Below are 20,542 nucleotides of genomic sequence, written 5' to 3'. Positions count from 1 at the left end.
CAGTCTACGGAGCACCGGCGACGCCGGAGTGCCGGCCGCTCCACAGCTCGAAGCCGCCCGCCACCGCCTCCAGCGCGGCGTCGCCGGAGTGGTCGCTCCGCACCGTCACGGTTCCCGTGTCATCGAGCAGTTCGAGCAGCGATGCCGTCGGATGCCCGTAGCCGTTCTCCGCTCCCACGCCGATGAGCCCGACGGATGCCGCGAGCTCGCCGTACAGGTCGGCGCTCTGGTCGGCGCTCCCGTGATGCGCCACCTTCACGAGGTCGACCCGCGGCAGCTCCGTCGAGCGCCGCATCGCGTCCTGCGCCTCGCGACCGAGGTCGCCGAGGAAGATCGCCCGGTAGTCGGGCGTCACGAGATCGAGCACCACGCTCGCGTCGTTGCCCGGGGCGGCATCCGGTCGCGGCCACACCACCCGCCAGCGGGCCTCGCCGAGGGTGCCGGAGGCCCCGGCCCCGACCTCCTCGTGCGTCGCACCCCCGACGACCAACGGTTGGAGCGCACGGGCGGAGCGTGCGCCGTCGAGCGGTCCGTGCAGCACGGCGCCGACCCGTCCCGCGAGCGCGGACGTGCCCGTCACGTGGTCGGCGTCCCAGTGCGTGAGCACGAGCAGGTCGATGCGGTTCACGCCGGCGCTCACGAGGCAGCGGCGGAGGGCGTCGGCGTCCGGACCGGCGTCGACGAGCATCACCGCCCCGGCGCTGCGGACCAGCACCGCGTCACCCTGACCGACGTCGCACTGCCAGACGTCCCACGCGGACGGCCGGGTCGCGCCCGCGACGATCGGCGGTCCCGCGGCCGAACCGAGTGGCACTGCGACGCTGAGGCAGAGCGCGATCACCGCGATACGGCGCGTCACGCGACGCACCCGTCTGCCGTCGGGCGCCGCCGATGCGAGCAGGAGCAGGAGACCGGACCCGACGGCGACCACCACGAGGAGCGCCCCGCCGACGTCCGGCGGCCAGGGCACGCCGGTGAGCGGCATCCGCTCGACGCCGCGCGCGAGGAGTGCGATCCATGACGCCGGCAGCCACGCCACCTGCAGTGCGGCGAGTCCGGCCGACGGCAGGACGGGCAGCAGGAGGCAGCCGATGAGGCCCGCCATGGTCGCGATCGGTGCGGCGGGCGCGGCCAGGAGGTTCGCCGGCACCCCGTACACGGGGATCACCGGTTCGAGCAGCACGAGCACGGGCTGGCAGGCGAGCTGCGCTGCGAGCGGGATCGCCGTCACCGTGGCGAGCGGTCGAGGCATCCACCTGGCGAGCACGCGTGCCAGCGGCCCGGAGAGCAGCACCAGGCCCGCTGTCGCGCAGACCGACAGGGCGAAGCCGGCGTCTGCGGCGTACCACGGGTCGATCGCGAGGAGAGCGATGACGGCGACCCCGAGCGCGGGCACCCCGCCCGCGCTTCGGGCGGTCGCGCACGCCGTGAGCACGACGATCGCCATCGCGGAGGCCCGCACGACGCTTGCCTCGGGCGTGACGAGGGCGACGAATCCGCCGAGCGCGATGAGGGCGCAGACGACGCGTGCGATGCGCGGCAGCCCCGCGAGACCCGCGATCCAGAACGCGGCAGCGGTGATGATCGCGCAGTTCGCCCCCGAGACCGCGGTGAGGTGCGTGAGCGATGCGGTCGTCATCGCCGCCCGCAGGTCGTCCGGGACCCGCGACGTATCGCCAATGGCGAGGCCCGGCACGAGCGCAGCGCCGTCGCCGCCGAGCCGGGCGGATGCCTCCGCCAACCCGCCCCTCAGCGGGTGGGTCCAGGCGAGCCAGGCCGGGGCCGGTCCGATCGCCACGACGTTCGACGCATTCAGGCGGTAGGCGGCACGCGACGCGGACGGCAGCTCCGAGAGCCGCCCCTCGACGACGAGGGTCGATCCGAATCCCGATGGCCCCGCCCCGCCGGGCAGCGACAGGTCGAGACGCACGGCGGAGACGTCGACGGCTCCTGCCTCCGTTCCGCCGCCCGACAGCGTGAGCAGCGTCGCGGCGACCCGCAGACGCGGCTCGCCCGACCACGGTGCCGCGTTCGCGGGGCGCGGCGCCGCATCCAGTCGAACGCTCGCCCGGACCACCTCGCGTGATGCGGCCGCCGCTCCGACGGCCTCCGGATGCCGCCGCTCGAGCGCACTCCACGCCGATGACGCGACGAGGCCGGCCGCCGTCGCTGCCAGGAGCACCGCCGCCGCCGACCTGCGCAGACGGAGGGCGCGGACTGACGCGTGCGAGCGGCCCCGCCACCCGCCACCGCCCCGACCGCCGAACAGGAGGGTCGCGACCGCGAACCCGGCGAGACTCCACGCGACGATCGGACCGCCCCACGTCGGCACCCCGAGATCGGGGATCGTCGTCGCGAGCCAGGCGGTCGCCCAGGCCGCCGCAGCGGGACCGAGCAGGCGGAGGTCGTGCCCGCGCACTCAGAGGCCCACGAGGTCGACGAGCCCGGAGTAGACGGCATCCCCGATGCCCGCCACCTCCATCAGCTGCGACACGTCGGTGAAGGGTCCGTTCGCCTCACGCCAGTCGATGATGCGCTGGGCGAGCGCCGGCCCGATCCTCGGAAGCGTGTCGAGGGTCGCGGCATCCGCCTGGTTGATGCTGACGCGGCCGCCGCTGCCCGCCCCGATCCCGCCGGCCGAGACGCCGGAGCCGGCCGGCGGAGCCACCTCGCCCTCGCGGGGAACGACCAGTTGCTCGCCGTCGACGATCGGTCGTGCCAGGTTCACGCCCGCCGGGTCCGCATCGCCCGCGAGGCCGCCGGCTGCGGCGATCGCATCGACGACCCGTGCACCCGCGCCGAGCTCGACGATGCCGGGCTCGGCGACCGCACCGAGCACGTGCACGAGGATCGTCGGCGCGTCGACGGCCCGCTCACCCGCCGGCGCACCGCCGCCGGGCGCGCCCCCCGCGCTCGAACCGTCGCCGGACGCGTCGCCGTCGTCGACGCGCACGATCTCACCCTGCATTCCCCCTCCGCCGGCGCCGATCGAGAGGATCGCCGAGACCGCGACCGCCGCGACGAAGAGCACGACGGCCGCGCCGACTGCGACGCGAGCCCGCGGTCGCGCACGCGATGGCGCGAGTCGGGCGAGCGCATCGGCGTGGGGTCCATCGATCACGTCGCGACGCTACGGGGGCGCACGGCGAGCGTCGGCGGCGCACGGGCGAACGGCAGTCGCCGGCCGATCCTCCCCGGTGTGGAGGAGGGCTCGACCCCGGGAGACGGGACCTAGCCGCGCGTGGCGATGTTGACGAGCTTCGGCGCGCGCACGATCACGTTCACGATCTCGCGCTCGCCCACCGACCGCACGACCGCTGCCGACGCTCGCGCGAGCGACTCGAGCTCGTCGGCGCCGATCTTCGGCGAGACCTCGAGGCGGTCGCGCACCTTGCCGTCGACCTGCACGATGGCCGTGACCGACTCCTCGATGAGCAGCGCCGGGTCGGCCTTGCGCCACGCGACGTTCGCGACCGTGGGCTCGTAGCCGAGACGCTCCCACATGTCCTCGGCCGTGTAGGGCGCGAACAGGTCGAGGATCATGGCCGTGACCTCGGCGGCCTCGCGCACGGCGGCATCACCCGCGCCGGGACCGGAGTCGATCGCCTTGCGCGTGGCGTTGACGAGCTCCATGAGCCGGGCCACGATGACGTTGAACTTGAACGACTCGGCGAGGCCCGGGGCATCCGCCAGCAGCCGGTGCGTGATGCGCCGGAGCGCCGGATCACCCGACTTCCACTCCACGTCCGGGCTCGAGGTGACCTCGCCCGAGATTCGCCAGGCGCGGGCGAGGAACTTCGCGGCGCCGACCGGCGACACGTCGGCCCAGTCGATGTCGTCCTCGGGCGGGCCCGCGAACGCCAGCGTGACGCGCAGCGCGTCGGCGCCGTGCGCCGACAGCTCGGCCGCGAACTCGACGAGGTTGCCCTTGGACTTCGACATCTTGGTGCCGTCCATGATGACCATGCCCTGGTTCAGCAGCGACGTGAACGGCTCGGTGAACCCGAGGTATCCGAGGTCGAAGAGCACCTTCGTCACGAAGCGCGAGTAGAGCAGGTGCAGGATGGCGTGCTCGACGCCGCCGACGTACTGGTCGACGGGCATCCACTTCTCGGCCTCGGCCGGGTCGAAGGCCTTCTCGTCGTCGGTCGGATTCAGGTACCGCAGGTAGTACCACGAGCTGTCCACGAAGGTGTCCATAGTGTCCGAGTCGCGACGCGCGTCGCGGCCGCAGTTCGGGCACGTCGCGCGCGACCACTCCTCGGCGGCACCCAGCGGGCTCGCGCCCTTGGGGCTCAGGTCGAGCCCCGCGGCATCCGGCAGTCGCACCGGCAGGTCGGCCTCGGGCACCGGCACCTCGCCGCAGTGCTCGCAGTGGATGATCGGGATCGGGGTCCCCCAGTAGCGCTGGCGCGAGATGAGCCAGTCGCGCAGGCGGAAGTTCTTGGCCGCACGGCCGACGCCGCGCTCCTCGAGGATCTCGATCGCGCGTCGGATCGCGTTGGTCTTGCTCAGGCCGTTCAGCGGGCCGGAGTTCGTCAGCCGGCCCTCTCCGGCGAGGGCGACGCCCGTGCCCGCAGGATCGAGCGCGGGCAGGTCGTCGAGCGGCAGCGGGACGCCGTGCTCGTCGACCGGGATCACGGGGATGACCCCGGTGACGGGCGCGTTGGTGTCGACCACCACGCGGACGGGCAGCTCGAACGCGCGCGCGAAGTCGAGGTCGCGCTGATCGTGCGCCGGAACCGCCATGATGGCGCCGTGGCCGTAGTCGGCCAGCACGTAGTCGGCGGCCCAGATCGGCAGCCGCTCGCCGTTCAGCGGGTTCGTCGCGTAGCGCTCCAGGAACACGCCGGTCTTCGGCCGATCGGTCGAGAGGCGGTCGATGTCGCTCTCGGCGCGTACCGAGTCCAGGTAGTCCTCGAAGCGGGTGCGCACCTCCTCGGAGGCGCCCGCGGCGAGCTCCGCCGCCAGCGTCGAGTCGGGGGCGACGACCATGAAGGTCGCGCCGTACAGCGTGTCGGGCCGTGTCGTGAAGACCGTGACCGGCTCGTCACGGCCCTCGATCGCGAAGTCGACGTCGGCACCCGACGAGCGGCCGATCCAGTTGCGCTGCATCGTCAGGACCTTGTTCGGCCACTTGCCCTCGAGCTGGTTGAGGTCGTCCAGCAGGCGGTCGGCGTAGTCGGTGACGCGGAAGTACCACTGCGTCAGCGCCTTCTTCGTCACGAGGAACCCGCAGCGCTCGCAGTGACCGTCGACGACCTGCTCGTTGGCGAGCACGGTCTGGTCGTTCGGGCACCAGTTCACCTGGCCGTCCTTGCGGTACGCGATGCCCTTCTCGTAGAGCTTCAAGAACAGCCACTGGTTCCACTTGTAGTACTCGGGGTCGCTCGTGTGAAGCTCGCGCGTCCAGTCGAACGAGGGCGCGTACTGCTTGAACGAGCGCTTCTGCTGCTCGATGTTCGCGTAGGTCCAGGCCTTCGGGTCGGCACCGCGCTTGATGGCCGCGTTCTCGGCGGGCAGGCCGAAGGAGTCCCACCCGATCGGGTGCAGCACGTCGAAGCCCTGGTGGCGCCAGTAGCGCGCGGCCGCGTCGCCGAAGCCGAACGCCTCGGCGTGGCCCATGTGCAGGTCGCCCGACGGGTACGGGAACATGTCGAGGATGTACTTGCGGGGGCGCGTGTCTCCCGGCTGCGCCGCGCGGAACGGCTGGAGCTCCTCCCACACCGGAGCCCACTTCGCCTGGATCGCGGCGAAATCGTAGGTGCCTGCCTCGGCCTGGGTGGTGTCCTGCTCGTGTGCCACGTGTCTCTCAATCGTGATGCGCGGGGGTCGGGCGTCTCGCCCGGATGCGGGCGCGCGCGACGGGCGCCCGAGGATCAAGCCTACTCAATGCCCGGAGAGGTGCGTCGGTCGTCCACGTGGGGCCCCGCAGCCGGGCGGCCGCCGTCGCCGCGCCCCGTCCACGGGGCCGGCGCCTCGCCGCCGAGGGCCGCGATCAGCGCCCGCGCCTTGATGCGGGTCTCCTCGACCTCCTCGTCGGGGTCGGAGAGCGCCGTGATCCCGCCACCCGTGCCGATCGATGCCCCCTCGGGGGTCAGCACGATCGAGCGGATCACCATCGCGAGGTCGGCGGTTCCGTCGACCCCGAGACATCCGAACGCCCCGGAGTACACCCCGCGCGGACCCTGCTCGAGTCCGTGCAGGATCGACATGGCCGACAGCTTCGGCGCCCCCGTCATCGACCCGGCGGGGAACGCCGACCGCACGGCGTCGAGGGCGGTGAGCGGATGTCGCAGCCGCGCGGTCACGGTCGAGACGAGCTGGTGCACGTGCGGGTACTCCTCGATCTCGAGCAGGTGCGGGACGCGGACGGTGCCGAGTTCGGCGATCCGTCCGAGGTCGTTGCGCATGAGATCGACGATCATGAGATTCTCCGCGCGCTCCTTCTCACTCGCGTGGAGCTCAGCGCGGAGCGCGGCATCCGTCGCCGGATCGGCCGACCGCGGCCTCGTGCCCTTCATGGGCTTCGTCGCGACCGTGCCGTCGCGCTCGACGAGGAGGAACTGCTCTGGCGACGCGCTGAGCAGGGCCACATCGTCGATGCGGACGAACCCGCCGTGGTGACTCGGGCTCGAGGCGCGGAGGGCGAGGTAGGCGGCGACCGGGTCGGGTCGCACGTCGAGGTCGACCCGGTTCGTGAGACACAACTGGTAGGCGTCGCCGCGCGCGATCGCCGCCTGGCACTCCGCGATCATGCGCCGGTACTCATCGGGCGAGTGGCGCCAGCGCGTGCGAGCCGGTGCGGCAGTCGGTGCTGCGAGCCGTTCCCGGTGGTCGACGGATCGGCCTGCACTCCCGATCGCGCCGATCCGCCGCGTGGTCCGCCGAGCCCACTCGTCGATGCCGGCCGCGCCTCGCACATCATCCTCGATCCACTCGAGGCGGACGGTCCGCGCGGCGTGTTCGAACACGATCACGCGATCCGCGAGGAAGAACGCCGCATCGGGCGTCCGCGAGGCGGCGGCGGGCACGCCGAGCGTGCGGGCGCCGAACTCGTACCCGAACCAGCCGTGCCACCCGACGGCCGCGCGGCCGCGCGACGGTCCGGGATCCGGGTCGACGTCTCCGAGCTCGTCGGCCAGCGCCGCGTACACCGCGTCCGGGTCGGCGCCACCGCCTGCCCGCACGACGGCCGCGTCGTCGGCGGCCACCGCGATCACGCTCCGCCCGGTCGTCGCGTCGTCGCCCCCGTCGAGCCATGCGACGCGGTCCGCACCCGCGGCGACGGCGAGGAACACCGACTGCGGATCGCGCCACTCGGGCAGCACCGTGCTGCGGATTCGTCGCGGCATCCCCTCAGCCTACGGCTGCGCCGCGCCCGCGATGCACGCAGCGACGGGCGGGTGCCGTCGGCACCCGCCCGTCGTGTCGTGCGATCAACGGATCACGGCGTCACCGCAGCGAGCCGCCGACGAGGTGAACCTCCCGGTCGACGAGCCCGGCCGGGGCGCCCGTGTGCGAGATCAACAGCACCGACCGCGCGTCGCCGGCCGCGCCGAGCAGGTCGCGCAGCAACGCGTCGGCCTGCGCCGGGTCGACGCTCGCCGTCGGCTCGTCGAGCACGAGCACCGGGAAGTCGGCGAGCATGGCTCGGGCGAGGGCGATGCGCTGGGCCTGGCCGCCGGAGACGAGGGCGCCGCGCTCGCCGACGCGGGCGTCGAGGCCGCCGCGCTCCTCGGCCCACGCTCGGAGGCCGACCCGATCGAGCACGTCGAGCAGTTCCGCGTCGGTCGCGGTGTCGCGCGCGAAGATCAGGTTCTGACGCAGGTCCTCGTCGAAGAGCCACGGCCGCTGCTCGACGAGCCCGACCGTCCGCCGCACGGCACGCGCATCGAGCTCGCGCGCCTCGACGCCGTCGAGTCGGTACGAGCCGCCGTACTCTAGGAACCGGACGAGCACGTGCGCGAGCGTCGTCTTGCCCGCGCCCGACGGACCGGTGACCAGCACGCGCTCCCCCGGCGCGAGCTCGAGGTCGAGGGGGGCGAGCGAGGCACGAGCGGATGGCTCGGCGCCATCCGTCGCGTCGTCGCCCGCGATCGCCGGCCACCGTGCACCCGCGCCGCGGAGGCTGATCGCGGGAATCGGTCGTGCGCCGGGCGTGTGCGGCGCCGAGGGTTCGATACCCGCGTCGACGTCTCGTGCCGGGATCTCAGCCGGAACCGAGTCCGGGACCGCCTCGGCGACCCGACGAGCGCTGGCACGCACCACGCGGAGCGAGCCCACCGCGACCGGGATCGCTGCAGCGACCTCGGCGATCGCGAGCGGCACCAGGCAGAGCACGGCGAAGGTCGGGCCGTCGATGCGACCGCCGTCGAGCAGCGGCTGCGCGGCGCCGAGGCCGGCCGCCGCCGCGAAGGCCCCGACGGCGCTCATGGCGGCCGCGGCGAGCCCGACCGCCGATGCTCGGGCCCGGGTCGCGCGCTCGAGGCGGCGGCCCAGCGACCGGATCCGCTCGCGACCGATCTCGGCCGCACCGAACGCGACGAGGACGTCGAGGGCCTGCACGTGCTCGACGATCGCCGCCTGCAGCTCACCGCGGAGCGGAGCGAGCCGCTGGTCCGCACGCGCGGCCAGCAGCGCCTGCGCGACCACGGCGCCCCCGACGCCGAGCGCGAGGACGAGACCGACTGCTGCGGCCGCGGCCGGCGCGAGCCACGCGAGCCCGACGAGCGCGGCGGCGAGCACCACGATCGCACTCGCGACGGGCTGCACGATCCGGAGCGACACGTTCTGCAGGTCGTCGACGTCGCCCACGAAGCGCGAGAGGAGGTCGCCGCGCCGTGAGGACGCGAGACCGTCGGGCGCGAGCGGGAGCATCCGTTCGAAGACCCCGACCCGGATCTCGGCGAGCTGCCGGAACGCGGCGTCGTGGCCGGCGAGCCGCTCGAGGTAGCGGAACACGGCCCGCCCGATCGCGAACGCCCGGACCCCGACGACGCCGAGCGAGAGGAACAGGATCGGCGGCTGCTCCGCGGCACGAGCGATGAGCCACGCGCTGGAGGCGAGCAGGGCGACGCTCGAGAGGCCGGCGAGCACCCCCAGCGCCACCGACGGCAGCAGTCGGCGCAGCGGCGGGACGGCCTGCCGGAGGACCGAACGACCACGGTCAGGCACGGACCACCTCCGGGATCGCGACGACGCGATCGGCCGCGTCGCCCAGCCCGCCGCGGTGGGTCGTGACGAGCACGATCCGGCCGGATCGCGCGAGCCCCCGCAGTGCCACGGCCATCGCCCGTTCCCGCTCGGGGTCGAGCGCCGATGTCGGCTCGTCGAGGAGGACGAGCGGCGCGTCGGTCGCGAGCGCACGATGGACGGCCCGCGCGACGGCGACCCGCTGCGCCTGCCCGCCCGAGAGCCCCGCACCGGACGGGCCGAGGCGCATCGCCGGGTCGACGTCGACGCCGCCGACGGCGAGCGCCCGTGCGAGCAGGTCCGGGTCCGCGGCCTCCGAGCCGAGGCGGACGTTCTCCGCGACCGTGCCCTCCACGAGCTGCGGCGACTGACCCGCCCAGGCGACGAGCCGTCGCGTTCCGGATCCGAGCGGGACGCCGTCGAGCGCGAGCACGCCGGTGCGGTCGGCGAATCCGAGCATCGCGGCGAGCACCGAGGACTTCCCCGAGCCGCTCGAGCCGGTCAGTGCGACGAACTCGCCGCGTGCGGCGTCGAGGTCGAGCGGAGCGCACACGGGCGTGCCGTCCCGGAGGACGACGAGGTCGCGGACACGCAGTCCCCTCCCCGCGCCCGCTGGGCTCGGCTCCACGGCGACGGATGCCGCGGCATCCGCTCGCCCCTCCGATGCGCCGGTCGTCGGGCCGTCGAGCAGGTCGAGCGCGTCCCTCGAGGCTTCGAGCCCCGCCGTCGCGGAGTGGAACGCGGCGCCGACGTTCCGCACGGGCAGGAACACGTCGGGCGCGAGGATCAGCACGAAGAGGCCGGGCGCGAACGCCATGTCGCCCGCGACCAGCCGCAGCCCGATCGAGACCGCGACGAGCGCGACCGAGAGGCTCCCGGCGAGCTCGAGCGTGAACCCGGAGAGGAAGGTGACGCGCAGCACCTTCATCGTGCTCGACCGGTAGTCGTCGGTCACGGTGCGGATCCGACGCGCCTGACGCTCGGCGCGCCCGAACACCATGAGCGTCGAGAGCCCGCCGAGCACTTCGAGGAACCCGCGGGAGAGCGCTTGCAGCCGATCCCACTGGCGGCGCTGCACGACCTGGGTGGCCATGCCGATGAGCGCCATGAAGACCGGGATGAGCGGCAGCACGATCACGAGGATCAGGCCGGAGACCCAGTCCGCCGCCCAGGCGGCCACGACGAGTACGGGCGTCGCGATCGCCGTCAGCACGAGCTGCGGGAGGTAGCGTCCGAAGTACTCGTCGAGCGCGTCGAGCCCAGGACCCAGCAGTGTCGCGGCACGCGCGGTCGAGACCCCGCGCCGCCCGGACCGGTCCTCGAGTCGCCTGAGCAGCGCATCGCGCAGTTCGGCCTTGACGCGCATCGCCCCGGCCGAACCCAGCCACTCCCACAACCAGCCCGAGATCGCGCGAACGGATGCCGCGGCAAGGAGCACTCCCACGATCGCGCCCGTGCCGACGCGCGGGTCGCCCTCGATGAGTCCGACGACGAGCGTGGACAGGGCCCACGCGAACGCGACCGTCGCGCCGGCCTGGAGGAGCGCGAGCGCGCCGCCCGCGACCAGGAAGCCGCGGGCGGCGCGGGAACGCCGGAGCAGTCTCGGATCGAGTGGACGCACGTCAGTGCGCAGCGGCGTCGATCGTCTGCCGGGTCACGCGCTTGCGGAACACCCAGTAGGTCCAGCCCTGGTAGGCGAGGATCAGCGGCAGGAAGATCAGCGCCGTCCAGCTCATCACCGTCAGCGTGTACGGCGTGCTCGACGCGTTCTCGATCGTGAGGCTGTTCGCGGGGTCGTTCGACGCCGGCATGACGTCGGGGAACAGCGCGGCGAACAACGCGAAGACGGCGGTGCCGATCGTCACGGCCATGAGCGTGAACGCGACCCGTTCGGCTCCGCGGCCGTTCGCGAGCCACGAGCCGATCAACGCCAGCGCCGCGACGCCCGCCAACCCCCAGAACCACGCCGTGCCGTGCGCGAAGCCCGTCCACACGAGGAAGGAGGCCGCGACCACGATCGTGATCGCACCGGCCCGCGCCGCGAGGCGTCGTGCGCGCTGCCGGATGTCGCCGTCGGTCTTGAGCGCGACGAACACCACGCCGTGCGTGAAGAAGAGCATCAGCGTCGTGAGCCCGCCGAGCAGGGCGTACGGGTTCAGGAGGTCGAAGAGCGTGCCCGTGTAGTTGTGGTCGGCATCGAGCGGGACGCCCTGCACGATGTTCGCGAACGCGACGCCCCAGAGCAGCGCGGGCACGGCCGAGCCGACGATGATCATCCAGTCGAAGCGCCGCTTCCACTCGAGCTCCGGGCGCTGGTGTCGGTACTCGAATGAGACGCCGCGCGCGATGAGCGCCAGCAGGATGAGGAGCAGCGCGAGGTAGAACCCCGAGAAGAGGGTCGCGTACCACTCCGGGAAGGCCGCGAACAGCGCCGCGCCCGCGACGATGACCCACGTCTCGTTGAGGTCCCACACCGGACCGATGGTGTTGATGAGGACCCGGCGGTCGGTGTCGTCCTTCCCGAGGAAGGGCAACGACATGCCGACGCCGAAGTCGAACCCGTCGAGCACGAAGTAGCCGACGAAGAGGAAGGCGACGATCCAGAACCAGAGCACTGCGAGATCCATGTGCGTGTCCTCCTAGTAGACCGTTGCGGTGTGTTCGACCTTGCCCGTCTCCGGGTCGGGCGGGGCGATCTCGGGGGGTCCCTTCCGAACGGCCTGGACGATGAGCTTCACCTCGACCACCGCGAGGATGCCGTAGATGAGCGTGAATGCGACGAGCGAGATCAGCACGTCGAGGCCCGTGACGTTCGGCGAGACCGCCGATTCGGTCGGCAGCAGGCTGAAGACGATCCACGGCTGCCGGCCCATCTCGGTGAAGATCCAGCCGACGATCATCGCGGCGAGCGAGAGCGGGAAGCTCCAGACGGCGACGGTCCAGATCCAGCGCCGCGTCGGCATCCGGCCGCCGCGGGTCAGCCAGAGGCCGACGAGCGCGATCAGGACGTGCAGCACGCCGAGGCCGATCATCCAGCGGAACGCCCAGTACGTGACCCAGATGATGGGCGCGTAGTCGCCGGGGCCGTAGAGCTCGGTGTACTGCGCCTGCAGGTCGTTGATGCCCTCCACGCATCCGTCGAGCGAGTGCGTCGACAGCAGCGACAGCAGGTAGGGCACGCGGATGGAGAACAGTTCGGTCGTGCCGTCGGGCGTGCCGAGCGTGAACAGCGAGAACGAGGCATCCGCGCCGCAGACCGTGTCGTAGGTCGCCTCGGCCGCGGCCATCTTCATGGGCTGCGTCGCGACCATCGCGAGGCTCAGCTGATCGCCGAAGAAGGTGGTGAGCGCACCGGCGATCAGCATGCCCCAGAGGCCGAACTTCAGCGCGGGACGCATCGTGTCGAGATGCTGGTTGCGCGCCAGGTGCCATGCGGCGGCGCTGATGATGAGGCCCGAGCTCACCATGAAGCACGCCGCGATCGTGTGCGGGAAGGCGGCGAGGGCGACCGGGTTGGTCAGCAGCGCCCAGATGTCGACGAGCTCTGCTCGGCCGCGCTCCGCGTTCATCTCGTAGCCGACCGGGTTCTGCATGAACGCGTTGGCGGCGATGATGAAGTACGCCGAGAGGATGGTGCCGATCGCCGTCGCCCAGATGGTGGCGAGGTGCAGCTTCTGCGGCAGCCGGTTCCAGCCGAAGATCCACAGGCCGATGAACGTGGCCTCGAGGAAGAACGCGAGCAGGCCCTCGAGCGCCAGCGGAGCACCGAACACGTCGCCGACGAAGCGCGAGTACTCCGACCAGTTCATGCCGAACTGGAACTCCTGCACGATGCCCGTGACGACGCCCATCGCGAAGTTGATGAGGAAGATCGTGCCGAAGAACCGCGTGATCCGCAGGTACTCGACCTTGCCCGTTCGCACCCAGGCGGTCTGGAAGATCGCCGCGGAGGTCGCGAGCCCGATCGTGATCGGGACGAAGAGGAAGTGGTACACCGTGGTGAGACCGAACTGCCACCTGGCGAGCAGGAGCGGATCGAGCAACTCGTTCACGCGGGGGCCCCTTTCATGGGAACGATCGTCGACGCGATTCTTCTACAGAGCGTAGAGCATGTTTTCTACACCGTGTAGAATCGTTCGCCCCTTGCGCGGTATCCTCGACGTATGGCAGGCCTCGGCGAGTTGGAGCGCTCCGTGATGGAGCAGCTCTGGGTGACCGACACCGCACTCACGGCGAACGAGGTGCGCGACCGCCTCGCACTCGTGTCCGAGCCCGGTCGCGCGCCGGCGACGACGACGGTCCTCACCGTGCTCTCGCGCCTCGAGCGGAAGGGCTTCGTCGGGCGCAGCCGCGACACGCGGCCGCATCGCTACAGCGCGCTCCTCTCGCGCGCGGAGCACACGGCCGAACTCATGCACGAGGTGCTCTCCTCGTCGTCCGACCGCGACGCCGCACTGGCACGATTCGTGGGCACCGTCACGGCCGGCGAGGCCAACACGCTGCGCCGCCTGCTCGACGACCTGGTGCGCCACTGACGTGATCGTCGCCGCCCTGGCGCTCGGCGCCCTCGCCCTCGCGCTCGCATGGCCCGTGCCGGTCGCGCTGTCGCGGGCCGAATGGCCCTCCCGCTCCCCCGCGACCGCGCTGGCGCTCTGGCAGGGCATCGCACTCGGCGGCGGCCTCTCCATGATCGGCGCCCTCCTGGCGTTCGGCGCATCGCCCGCGGGTTCGCTCACGGGCGCCGCGACCGCGCTCCTGCCCGTCCTCGCCGCCGGCCCGATCCCCGACGGCTTCGGCGTCGTGCACCTCGCCGCCCTCACGCTCGCGGTCGGACTGGCCGTCCACCTCGCCCTGAACCTCGGCACGACCGCGGTGCGCGCGGAGCGCGCCCGCCGCCGCCAGCACCGGCTGATCGACCTGCTCGCCGGCCCCGCGAGCGAATCGACCGGCGCGCGGGTGCTCTCGCACCCCGTTCCGGTCGCCTACTGCGTGCCCGGGCTCCGCACCGCGACCGTCGTCACCGACGGACTCGTCGACCTCCTCGATGACGACGAGCTGCGGGCGGTCGTCGGCCACGAGCGCGCCCATCTCGACCAGCTCCACCACCTCGTGCTGCTCGCGTTCCGGGCCTGGCACGCCGCACTCCCCTGGTTCCCGATCGCGAACCGTGCCGAGCGATCGGTCGCGACCCTCACCGAGATGCTCGCCGACGACGCGCCCCGCCGTCGCGTGGGCGTCGAGCCGCTGCGCACGGCCCTGCTCCGGGTCGGGAGCTCGGGAGCGGCGGCGACCTACGCGGACGCACCGGTCGGTGCATTCGATCCCGACGAGCGCGTGCTCGAACGCAGGCTCGCGCGCCTCGACGCCGACCTGCGCCCGCTCGGCGCTCGTGCACGCAGCGCGACCTGGCTGCTCGCGACGGGAATCGTCGCCGTCCCGGTGTGCGTGCTCGCGGCGATCGCATTCTGATCGACTTCCCTGCCGCAGCCCATAGGCTCTGAACCGTGAACGAGCTGCTCGACGGCATCCTCGCGACGGTGCAGGGCGTCGACCCCGTCGTCCGGACGCTGCTCGCCGGCCTCGGCATCATGCTCGAGACGTCGGTGCTGATCGGCCTCATCGTGCCGGGCGACACGATCGTCCTCGTCGCCGCAACCGGCGTCGAGGGCCCCGTCGAGTTCGTGGCGCTCGCCGTCGCTGTCGTCGTCGGTGCGCTCATCGGCGAGAGCATCGGCTTCGCCCTCGGTCGCTGGTTCGGCCCGCACATCCAGCACTCGCGACTCGGGCGCCGCATCGGCGAGCACAACTGGCACCGAGCGCAGCGCTACCTCGCGCGTCGCGGAGGCCCGGCGGTCTTCATCTCGAGGTTCCTCCCGGTCCTGCACTCGCTCGTTCCCCTCACCGTGGGCATGAGCGACATGACCTATCGGCGATTCATGGCGTGGACCGCCCCCGCGTGCGTGATCTGGTCGTTCGCGTACGTCGGCGTCGGGTCGGCTGCCGCGGGCGGATACCGGGAGCTCAGCGACAACCTGCACTGGGCGGGCTACCTCTTCGTCGCCGTCATCATCCTGTTCCTCGTCCTCGCGTGGCTCGGCAAGAAACTCCTCCTCCGCCTCGAGGCGCGGCACATGACGGAGTCTGCCGCACCGCCGCCGCACCCCGCCGTTCCGCCGCACATCTCGCCTGCCGAGACCACGAAGGGGCCGGCCGCCGGAGCGGCCGACCCCTCACGCGAGGACACGGTTCCCTAGAACAGCGACTGCTCCGCGAGCCAGTCGCTCGCGATCTGCTCCGCAGACTGCTGCTCGTTGACGCTCAACGCGTTGAGGGCCACGAGGTCCTCCGCGGTGAGCGCGGCACTGACGGTGTCGATGATCTCGGCGATCTCGTCCGTCACCTTCTCGCTCACGACGGGCACGACGTTCGAGGCGAGGAAGAGCCCCTCGGGGTCCTCGAGCGTGACGAGGTCGTTCGCGGCGATGTTCGGGTCGGCGCTGTAGATGTTCACCATCTGGACCTGGTCGTCGACGAGCGCCTTGAGCGTGAGCGGCCCGCCGCTGTCCTCGATCGGCGTGAACGCCACGTCGACGCCGTACACCGACTTCAGGCCCTCGGGTCCGTACGGCCGGGTCTCGAGTTCGGAGTTGCCGCCGAGCGTGATCGACGCGTCGACGTCGGCCAGGTCGGCGAGGCTCGTGACGCCGTACTCGTCGGAGAACGCCTGCGTCACGTTGTACGAGTCCTGGTCGGTCGCCGGGGACTGATCGAGCACGCGCAGCCCGTCGGGCAGTGCGCTCGAGAGCTCTGCATACACGTCGTCGCTCGTGGTGGCCGTCGTATCGGGCACGTAGTACTGGAGGAGGTTGCCCGTGTACTCGGGGAAGACGTCGATCGCGCCGGCCTCGATCTCGGGGATGTACACCTCGCGTTGGCCGATCCGGAACTGCCGGTCGACCGTGTAGCCGTTCTCCTCGAGCGCCTGCGCGTAGAGCTCGGCGATGATCTCGTTCGAGTAGTAGTCCTGCGAGCCCACGACGATGGTCTCGCCGGTGGCCTCGCCATCACCCGATCCGCTGTCGAGCGGATCGCCCGATGCACACCCTGCCAGGGCCACTGTCGCCCCGACCGCGACCGCTGCCAGGGCAACGAGCCGGCCTTTTCCTGCTGTGATCATTCCTGATTCCCTTCGGTGTTGGGTCGCCCCACGACCGTTCGCGACCGGGTCGGCCGGGAACGGAGCTCTGCGGTCCGCGTCGCGCGGACGCCGGCGGGGACGACGACGCGCTGCGTGAGCGCGAAGCATCCGTCGATGACCAGGGCGAGGAGGATGACGAGGATCGACCCGCCCAGCATCTCGCCGTAGTCGCGGGTCTTGAGCCCCGCGAAGATGAAGCGGCCGAGCCCCTCGTCGGCGATGTAGGCCGCGAGGGTCGCCGTGGCGATGATCTGGAGCGTCGCCGACCTGATGCCGCCGACGACGATCGGCATGCCGAGCGGCAGCTCGACCTTGCCGACGACCTGGAGTTCGCGCATCCCCATCGCTCGCGCGGCGTCGATCGTGCGCCGGTCGACGGACTCGAATCCGGCGTAGGCGCCCGCGAGCAGCGGTGGAATCGCGAGGATCACGAGCGCGATGACGGGTGCCGCGAGGCCGATGCCGATCCAGATGCCGAACAGGGTCAGCACACCGAGCGTGGGCAGGGCGCGAAGGCCTCCGGAGATCATGACCGCCGGTTCACGGCCGCGGCCGGTGTGGCCGACGAGTGCGCCGATCGGCAGCGCGATGACGGAGGCGATGACGAGCACGAGGGCCGAGACCCAGAGGTGCTCCCAGATGCGCTGCGGGATGCTGCCGGGCCCGGTCCAGTTCGCGGGGTCGGCGAGCCACGCGAAGGCGTCGAGGAAGAGGTTCACGCGGTCTCCTCCCGAACGCGTCGCGCCGCGGCGACCCGACCGTTCGACGCCCCCCGCCGGGTCCACGGCATCAGGAGGCGACCGAGCAGGACGCTGAGCGCGTCGAGACCGAGCGCGAGCACGATCGTGGCGACGATGCCGGTGATGATCTCGACCTGGATGCCGCGTTGGAAGCCATCGGTGAAGAGGCTCCCGAGGCTCTGGACCCCGATCACCGCGCCGACGGTGGCGAGGCTCACGGTGCTCACGATGACGACGCGCAGGCCCGACAGCAGTACGGGCCCGGCGAGCGGCAGTTCGACGCCCCAGAACCTGCCCGTCGCCGAGTAGCCGACGGCGGTCGCCGACTGCCGGATGTCGCGCTCGACGGAGTCGAACGCGTCGGCGGACGTGCGGACGATCACCGCGATGCCGTAGAGCGTGAGCGCGATGACGAGGTTCACCGGTGAACGGAGGCTCAGTCCCGTGAACGCGGGCAGGGCGATGAACAGCGCGAGCGACGGGATCGCGTAGAGGAGCCCGCAGATGGACAGCAGCACCCCCCTCGACCACCGGTAGCGGTGGGCGAGCCAGCCGATCGGCACGGAGATCACGAAGCTCAGTATGATCGCCGGCACCGACAACGCGAGGTGGACGAGCATGAGCTCACCGACGAGGTCGAGGTTCGACCACAGCCAGTTCACGAGGCCAGGACTCCCGCCGCGCGGCCGTCCGCATCGACGACCACCCGGCGTCCGTCGACCTCGGTCACGTGCAACGCCCGCTTGCCGCGGTCGGCGCCCACGAAGTCGGCGACGAACGCGTCGGCGGGATGCGCGAGGATCTCGGCCGGGGATGCGGCCTGCGAGATCAGGCCGCCCTGCTGCATGATCACGACCTGGTCGCCGAGCAGGAACGCCTCGTCGATGTCGTGCGTGACGAACACGACCGTCTTGCCGAGCTCCTCCTGGAGCCGGAGGAGCTCCTGCTGCAGCTCCGCCCGCACGATGGGGTCCACGGCGCCGAACGGCTCGTCCATGAGCAGGATGTTCGGGTCGACCGCAAGGCCCCGAGCGACCCCGACACGCTGCTGCTGTCCCCCCGAGAGCTGGGCCGGGTACTTGTCGGCGAGCGACCGGTCGAGTCCGACGGTGTCGAGCAGCTCGAGCGCATGCGCGTGCGCTGCACGACGGGACTCACCGCGCAGCAGCGGGACCGTGGCGACGTTGTCGATCACCTTCCGGTGCGGCAGGAGCCCGGAGTTCTGCATGACGTAGCCGATACCCCGTCGCAGCTTCACCGGGTCGACGGTCGCGACATCCGTACCGTCGATGAGCACCTGCCCGGCGGTCGGATCGACCATGCGGTTGATCATCCGGAGGAGCGTCGTCTTGCCCGAGCCCGACGACCCGACGAGGACGGTCGTCCTGCGGGGCGGGATGACGATGTCCACGTCGTGCACGGCGACCGTGCCGTCGGGGAACTGCTTCGTGACGCCGCGGAACTCGATCATGCTGCCTCTCCGTCGGTGCCGTGCGCCGACCGGCGCCGCATCCCCAAGCCAAACACCTCCGCCGCGGCGGAGCAACGGGGACCGCAGCGGTTCGCTGCGGATGCTCAGGCGGCGGGGGCGGCGGCGAGCCGGTCGGCGAGGTGCCGACCGAGGTAGTCGCGCACGACCCGGTGCGCCTCGTCGAGGTACCGGGCGTCCCCGGCGTCATCGCGGGCGAACGCCCGGTGGATGAGCGTCGCGCCGATCTCGAGCGCGATCCCGAGCCGCAGGCGCACCTCGGCGTCGTCGGCCACGCCGAAGTCGTGCTCGAGGAGCCGCGCGACGCGGTGCGCGATCTCGGGCTCGCCGTCGAGTTCGGACGCCTCCCGCGGGGCGGAGTAGACCACCGCGAAGCCGGGCTCGTTGCGATAGAGGTCGACGCAGACGTCGAGCGCCACGTCGACCACGTCCCACCAGGCGGCGAGCTCGGCTCCGTCGACCGCCTCGGCGAGCCGCTCGCGGAAGCGTCGCACGCTCCGCTCGCGGAGGGCGTGCAGGACGGCGACCCGGTCGGGGAAGTACCGATAGACGGTGCCGATGGAGGCCCCGGCTCGCTCGGCGACCATCTGGGTGGTCAGTCGCTCGAATCCGAGTTCGTCGACGATCTCGGCGGCGGCGTCCAGCAGCGCGTCCAGCCGCTGGGAGCTGCGTCGCTGCGTGGGCTCGGTTCGCACCGAGCGCCTCCGCCCGTGATCGGCCCCCAGGATCAGGTCGATGTTCGGCACGGGTCCTCCTTGTTCGCCGGACCACTCTACCCGGCTCCGAGCGGAAGTCCCGCCTTCGGGGGACGGCGGGTTTTCGCTTCGGTACGCGGGTCCATGAAAGACTGGCGTGATGCCGGTGAGTTCCCCCGACCCGGCCGGTCCCCGGCTTCGGCCGGCCCGGCACGGTGCTGCGCGCGCCGAGGACTGGATCCACGACGTCCGCGAGCGGTGGGCGCGGAGCCGTGGCCACGTCCCCACCGTCGTGCCGTACACCGGGTACGGCTCGACGGAATGGGTGCGGGTGTTCTGCCGCGTCCTGCTGTCGAAGCCGATCCGACCGGACGACACGTCGAAGCGCCGGCGGCAGCGGCGCGAGCAGGGCATCCGCGGGTGGCGGAGCTTCACGAGCGTGCCGGTCGGCGATGTGCCGGTGACCATCGAGGTCGGCGGCGAGCGGGTCGAGGTCCTCGCCGATCGCGGCGGCGTCGTCGACACCAAGATCCCGGCGCGCCTCGCACCGGGTTGGAACCACGTCGTGCTCCACACGCACGGCGCCGAGCCGGTCGAAGCGCCGATCAGGGTCGTCGGCCCCGACGTCGACTTCGGCATCCTCTCCGACGTCGACGACACCGTGATGGTCACCGCGCTCCCGCGCCCGTTCGTGGCGGCGTGGAACACGTTCGTCCTCGACGAGCACGCGCGCAGCCCGACGCCGGGCATGGCCGTGCTCTACGAGCGCCTCGCACGACGTCACCCGGGCTCCCCGGTGATCTACCTGTCGACCGGTGCGTGGAACGTCGCCCCCACGCTCACCAGGTTCCTCTCCCGCAATCTCTACCCCGCCGGACCGCTGCTGCTCACCGATTGGGGGCCGACCCACGATCGATGGTTCCGCAGCGGGCGCGAGCACAAGAGCGACAACCTCAGTCGCCTCGCCGAGGAGTTCCCGAACGTCCGCTGGCTCATGATCGGCGACGACGGGCAGCACGACGAGGAACTCTACGCCGCGTTCGCGCGCGAGCATCCGAACAACGTCGCGGCGATCGCGATCCGCGAGCTCTCCCCCGGCGAGGCCGTCCTCGCGGGCGGTCGCACGAAGTCCGAGCAGCACGGCGCCGACGTGCCCTGGGTGTCGGCGAGCGACGGCGCGACGCTCGCCGATCGGCTCTCCGAGGTCGGGATGCTCTAGGTCCCG

17 protein-coding genes are annotated in these 20,542 nt (G+C 72.0%); 4 read left to right on the top strand and 13 right to left on the bottom strand.

From position 1 onward, the window contains the following. Positions 1–4: 4 nt before the first annotated feature. The 8 genes from ACIQH8_RS10520 to ACIQH8_RS10485 all read right to left on the bottom strand — a co-directional run bounded on the left by ACIQH8_RS10520 (position 5) and on the right by ACIQH8_RS10485 (position 13,247). On the bottom strand, positions 5–2,419 hold the full coding sequence (locus ACIQH8_RS10520; protein ID WP_400998183.1) for a ComEC/Rec2 family competence protein: 2,415 nt from the start codon (positions 2,417–2,419) through the stop codon (positions 5–7). Then, the gene (locus ACIQH8_RS10515) at positions 2,420–3,121 is read right to left on the bottom strand and encodes a ComEA family DNA-binding protein (RefSeq protein ID WP_400998180.1); all 702 of its coding nucleotides are present in this window, start codon (positions 3,119–3,121) and stop codon (positions 2,420–2,422) included. It abuts the gene before it with no gap. A 110-nt stretch (positions 3,122–3,231) separates the two neighbouring features. Further along, the gene (leuS, locus tag ACIQH8_RS10510; protein WP_400998178.1) at positions 3,232–5,805 is read right to left on the bottom strand and encodes a leucine--tRNA ligase; all 2,574 of its coding nucleotides are present in this window, start codon (positions 5,803–5,805) and stop codon (positions 3,232–3,234) included. Between the two features lie 80 nt (positions 5,806–5,885). Beyond that, on the bottom strand, positions 5,886–7,355 hold the full coding sequence (pabB, locus tag ACIQH8_RS10505) for an aminodeoxychorismate synthase component I (protein WP_400998176.1): 1,470 nt from the start codon (positions 7,353–7,355) through the stop codon (positions 5,886–5,888). A gap of 100 nt (positions 7,356–7,455) precedes the next feature. After that, a complete protein-coding gene (gene cydC, locus ACIQH8_RS10500) occupies positions 7,456–9,177 on the bottom strand; it encodes a thiol reductant ABC exporter subunit CydC (protein WP_400998173.1) in 1,722 nt (573 codons plus the stop codon). Further along, positions 9,170–10,816 (bottom strand): thiol reductant ABC exporter subunit CydD, encoded by a 1,647-nt coding sequence (gene cydD, locus ACIQH8_RS10495; protein ID WP_400998170.1) that lies wholly within the window; start codon positions 10,814–10,816, stop codon positions 9,170–9,172. The genes cydC and cydD overlap by 8 nt, the downstream gene beginning before the upstream one ends. Before the next feature lies 1 nt (position 10,817). Then, complete coding sequence (gene cydB / locus ACIQH8_RS10490) at positions 10,818–11,822, bottom strand: cytochrome d ubiquinol oxidase subunit II (protein ID WP_400998168.1); 1,005 nt, start codon at positions 11,820–11,822, stop codon at positions 10,818–10,820. 12 nt (positions 11,823–11,834) lie between these two features. Continuing rightward, the gene (locus ACIQH8_RS10485) at positions 11,835–13,247 is read right to left on the bottom strand and encodes a cytochrome ubiquinol oxidase subunit I (protein WP_400998165.1); all 1,413 of its coding nucleotides are present in this window, start codon (positions 13,245–13,247) and stop codon (positions 11,835–11,837) included. A 111-nt stretch (positions 13,248–13,358) separates the two neighbouring features. Here ACIQH8_RS10485 and ACIQH8_RS10480 point away from each other — a divergent pair, with 111 nt between their 5' ends. Genes ACIQH8_RS10480 through ACIQH8_RS10470 form a run of 3 tightly spaced genes read left to right on the top strand, consistent with a single transcriptional unit; the run spans position 13,359 to position 15,449 of the window. Then, positions 13,359–13,730, top strand: coding sequence for a BlaI/MecI/CopY family transcriptional regulator (locus ACIQH8_RS10480; RefSeq protein ID WP_400998162.1), 372 nt, complete (start codon positions 13,359–13,361; stop codon positions 13,728–13,730). 1 nt (position 13,731) lies between these two features. Then, entirely contained in the window at positions 13,732–14,664 is a 933-nt protein-coding gene (locus ACIQH8_RS10475) for a M56 family metallopeptidase (RefSeq protein WP_400998159.1), read from the top strand. Between the two features lie 35 nt (positions 14,665–14,699). Next, complete coding sequence (locus ACIQH8_RS10470; protein WP_400998156.1) at positions 14,700–15,449, top strand: DedA family protein; 750 nt, start codon at positions 14,700–14,702, stop codon at positions 15,447–15,449. Here the strand turns inward: ACIQH8_RS10470 and ACIQH8_RS10465 are convergent. The 5 genes from ACIQH8_RS10465 to ACIQH8_RS10445 form a co-directional block, all read right to left on the bottom strand. Next, positions 15,446–16,372, bottom strand: coding sequence for an ABC transporter substrate-binding protein (locus tag ACIQH8_RS10465; RefSeq protein ID WP_400998154.1), 927 nt, complete (start codon positions 16,370–16,372; stop codon positions 15,446–15,448). The two genes, ACIQH8_RS10470 and ACIQH8_RS10465, sit on opposite strands and share 4 nt — an antisense overlap. Beyond that, the gene (locus ACIQH8_RS10460; RefSeq protein WP_400998151.1) at positions 16,369–17,112 is read right to left on the bottom strand and encodes an ABC transporter permease; all 744 of its coding nucleotides are present in this window, start codon (positions 17,110–17,112) and stop codon (positions 16,369–16,371) included. Before ACIQH8_RS10460 ends, ACIQH8_RS10465 begins: the two co-directional genes overlap by 4 nt. Next, positions 17,109–17,795, bottom strand: coding sequence for an ABC transporter permease (locus tag ACIQH8_RS10455; protein WP_400998148.1), 687 nt, complete (start codon positions 17,793–17,795; stop codon positions 17,109–17,111). Before ACIQH8_RS10455 ends, ACIQH8_RS10460 begins: the two co-directional genes overlap by 4 nt. Continuing rightward, positions 17,792–18,604, bottom strand: a complete 813-nt coding sequence (locus ACIQH8_RS10450) for an ABC transporter ATP-binding protein (protein ID WP_400998145.1) — start codon at positions 18,602–18,604, stop codon at positions 17,792–17,794. The genes ACIQH8_RS10455 and ACIQH8_RS10450 overlap by 4 nt, the downstream gene beginning before the upstream one ends. A gap of 104 nt (positions 18,605–18,708) precedes the next feature. Further along, positions 18,709–19,368, bottom strand: coding sequence for a TetR family transcriptional regulator (locus ACIQH8_RS10445; RefSeq protein WP_400998142.1), 660 nt, complete (start codon positions 19,366–19,368; stop codon positions 18,709–18,711). A gap of 109 nt (positions 19,369–19,477) precedes the next feature. Between ACIQH8_RS10445 and ACIQH8_RS10440 the strand changes: the two genes are divergently transcribed. After that, the gene (locus ACIQH8_RS10440; protein ID WP_400998139.1) at positions 19,478–20,536 is read left to right on the top strand and encodes an App1 family protein; all 1,059 of its coding nucleotides are present in this window, start codon (positions 19,478–19,480) and stop codon (positions 20,534–20,536) included. The last annotated feature ends 6 nt before the right edge of the window (positions 20,537–20,542 follow it).

It is taken from the genome of Agromyces sp. GXQ0307 (assembly GCF_044769845.1).
Lineage (GTDB): Bacteria > Actinomycetota > Actinomycetes > Actinomycetales > Microbacteriaceae > Agromyces.
Note: the sequence above shows the minus strand (reverse complement) of the source record. Positions and strands in the feature narration are given on the sequence as shown.

Coding starts and splice junctions, on each gene's coding strand:
- ACIQH8_RS10450 (WP_400998145.1), bottom strand. CDS start 18,604: ATGATCGAGTTCCGCGGCGTCACGAAGCAGTTCCCCGACGGCACGGTC.
- ACIQH8_RS10465 (WP_400998154.1), bottom strand. CDS start 16,372: ATGATCACAGCAGGAAAAGGCCGGCTCGTTGCCCTGGCAGCGGTCGCG.
- pabB (WP_400998176.1), bottom strand. CDS start 7,355: ATGCCGCGACGAATCCGCAGCACGGTGCTGCCCGAGTGGCGCGATCCG.
- cydB (WP_400998168.1), bottom strand. CDS start 11,822: ATGGATCTCGCAGTGCTCTGGTTCTGGATCGTCGCCTTCCTCTTCGTC.
- ACIQH8_RS10480 (WP_400998162.1), top strand. CDS start 13,359: ATGGCAGGCCTCGGCGAGTTGGAGCGCTCCGTGATGGAGCAGCTCTGG.
- ACIQH8_RS10440 (WP_400998139.1), top strand. CDS start 19,478: ATGCCGGTGAGTTCCCCCGACCCGGCCGGTCCCCGGCTTCGGCCGGCC.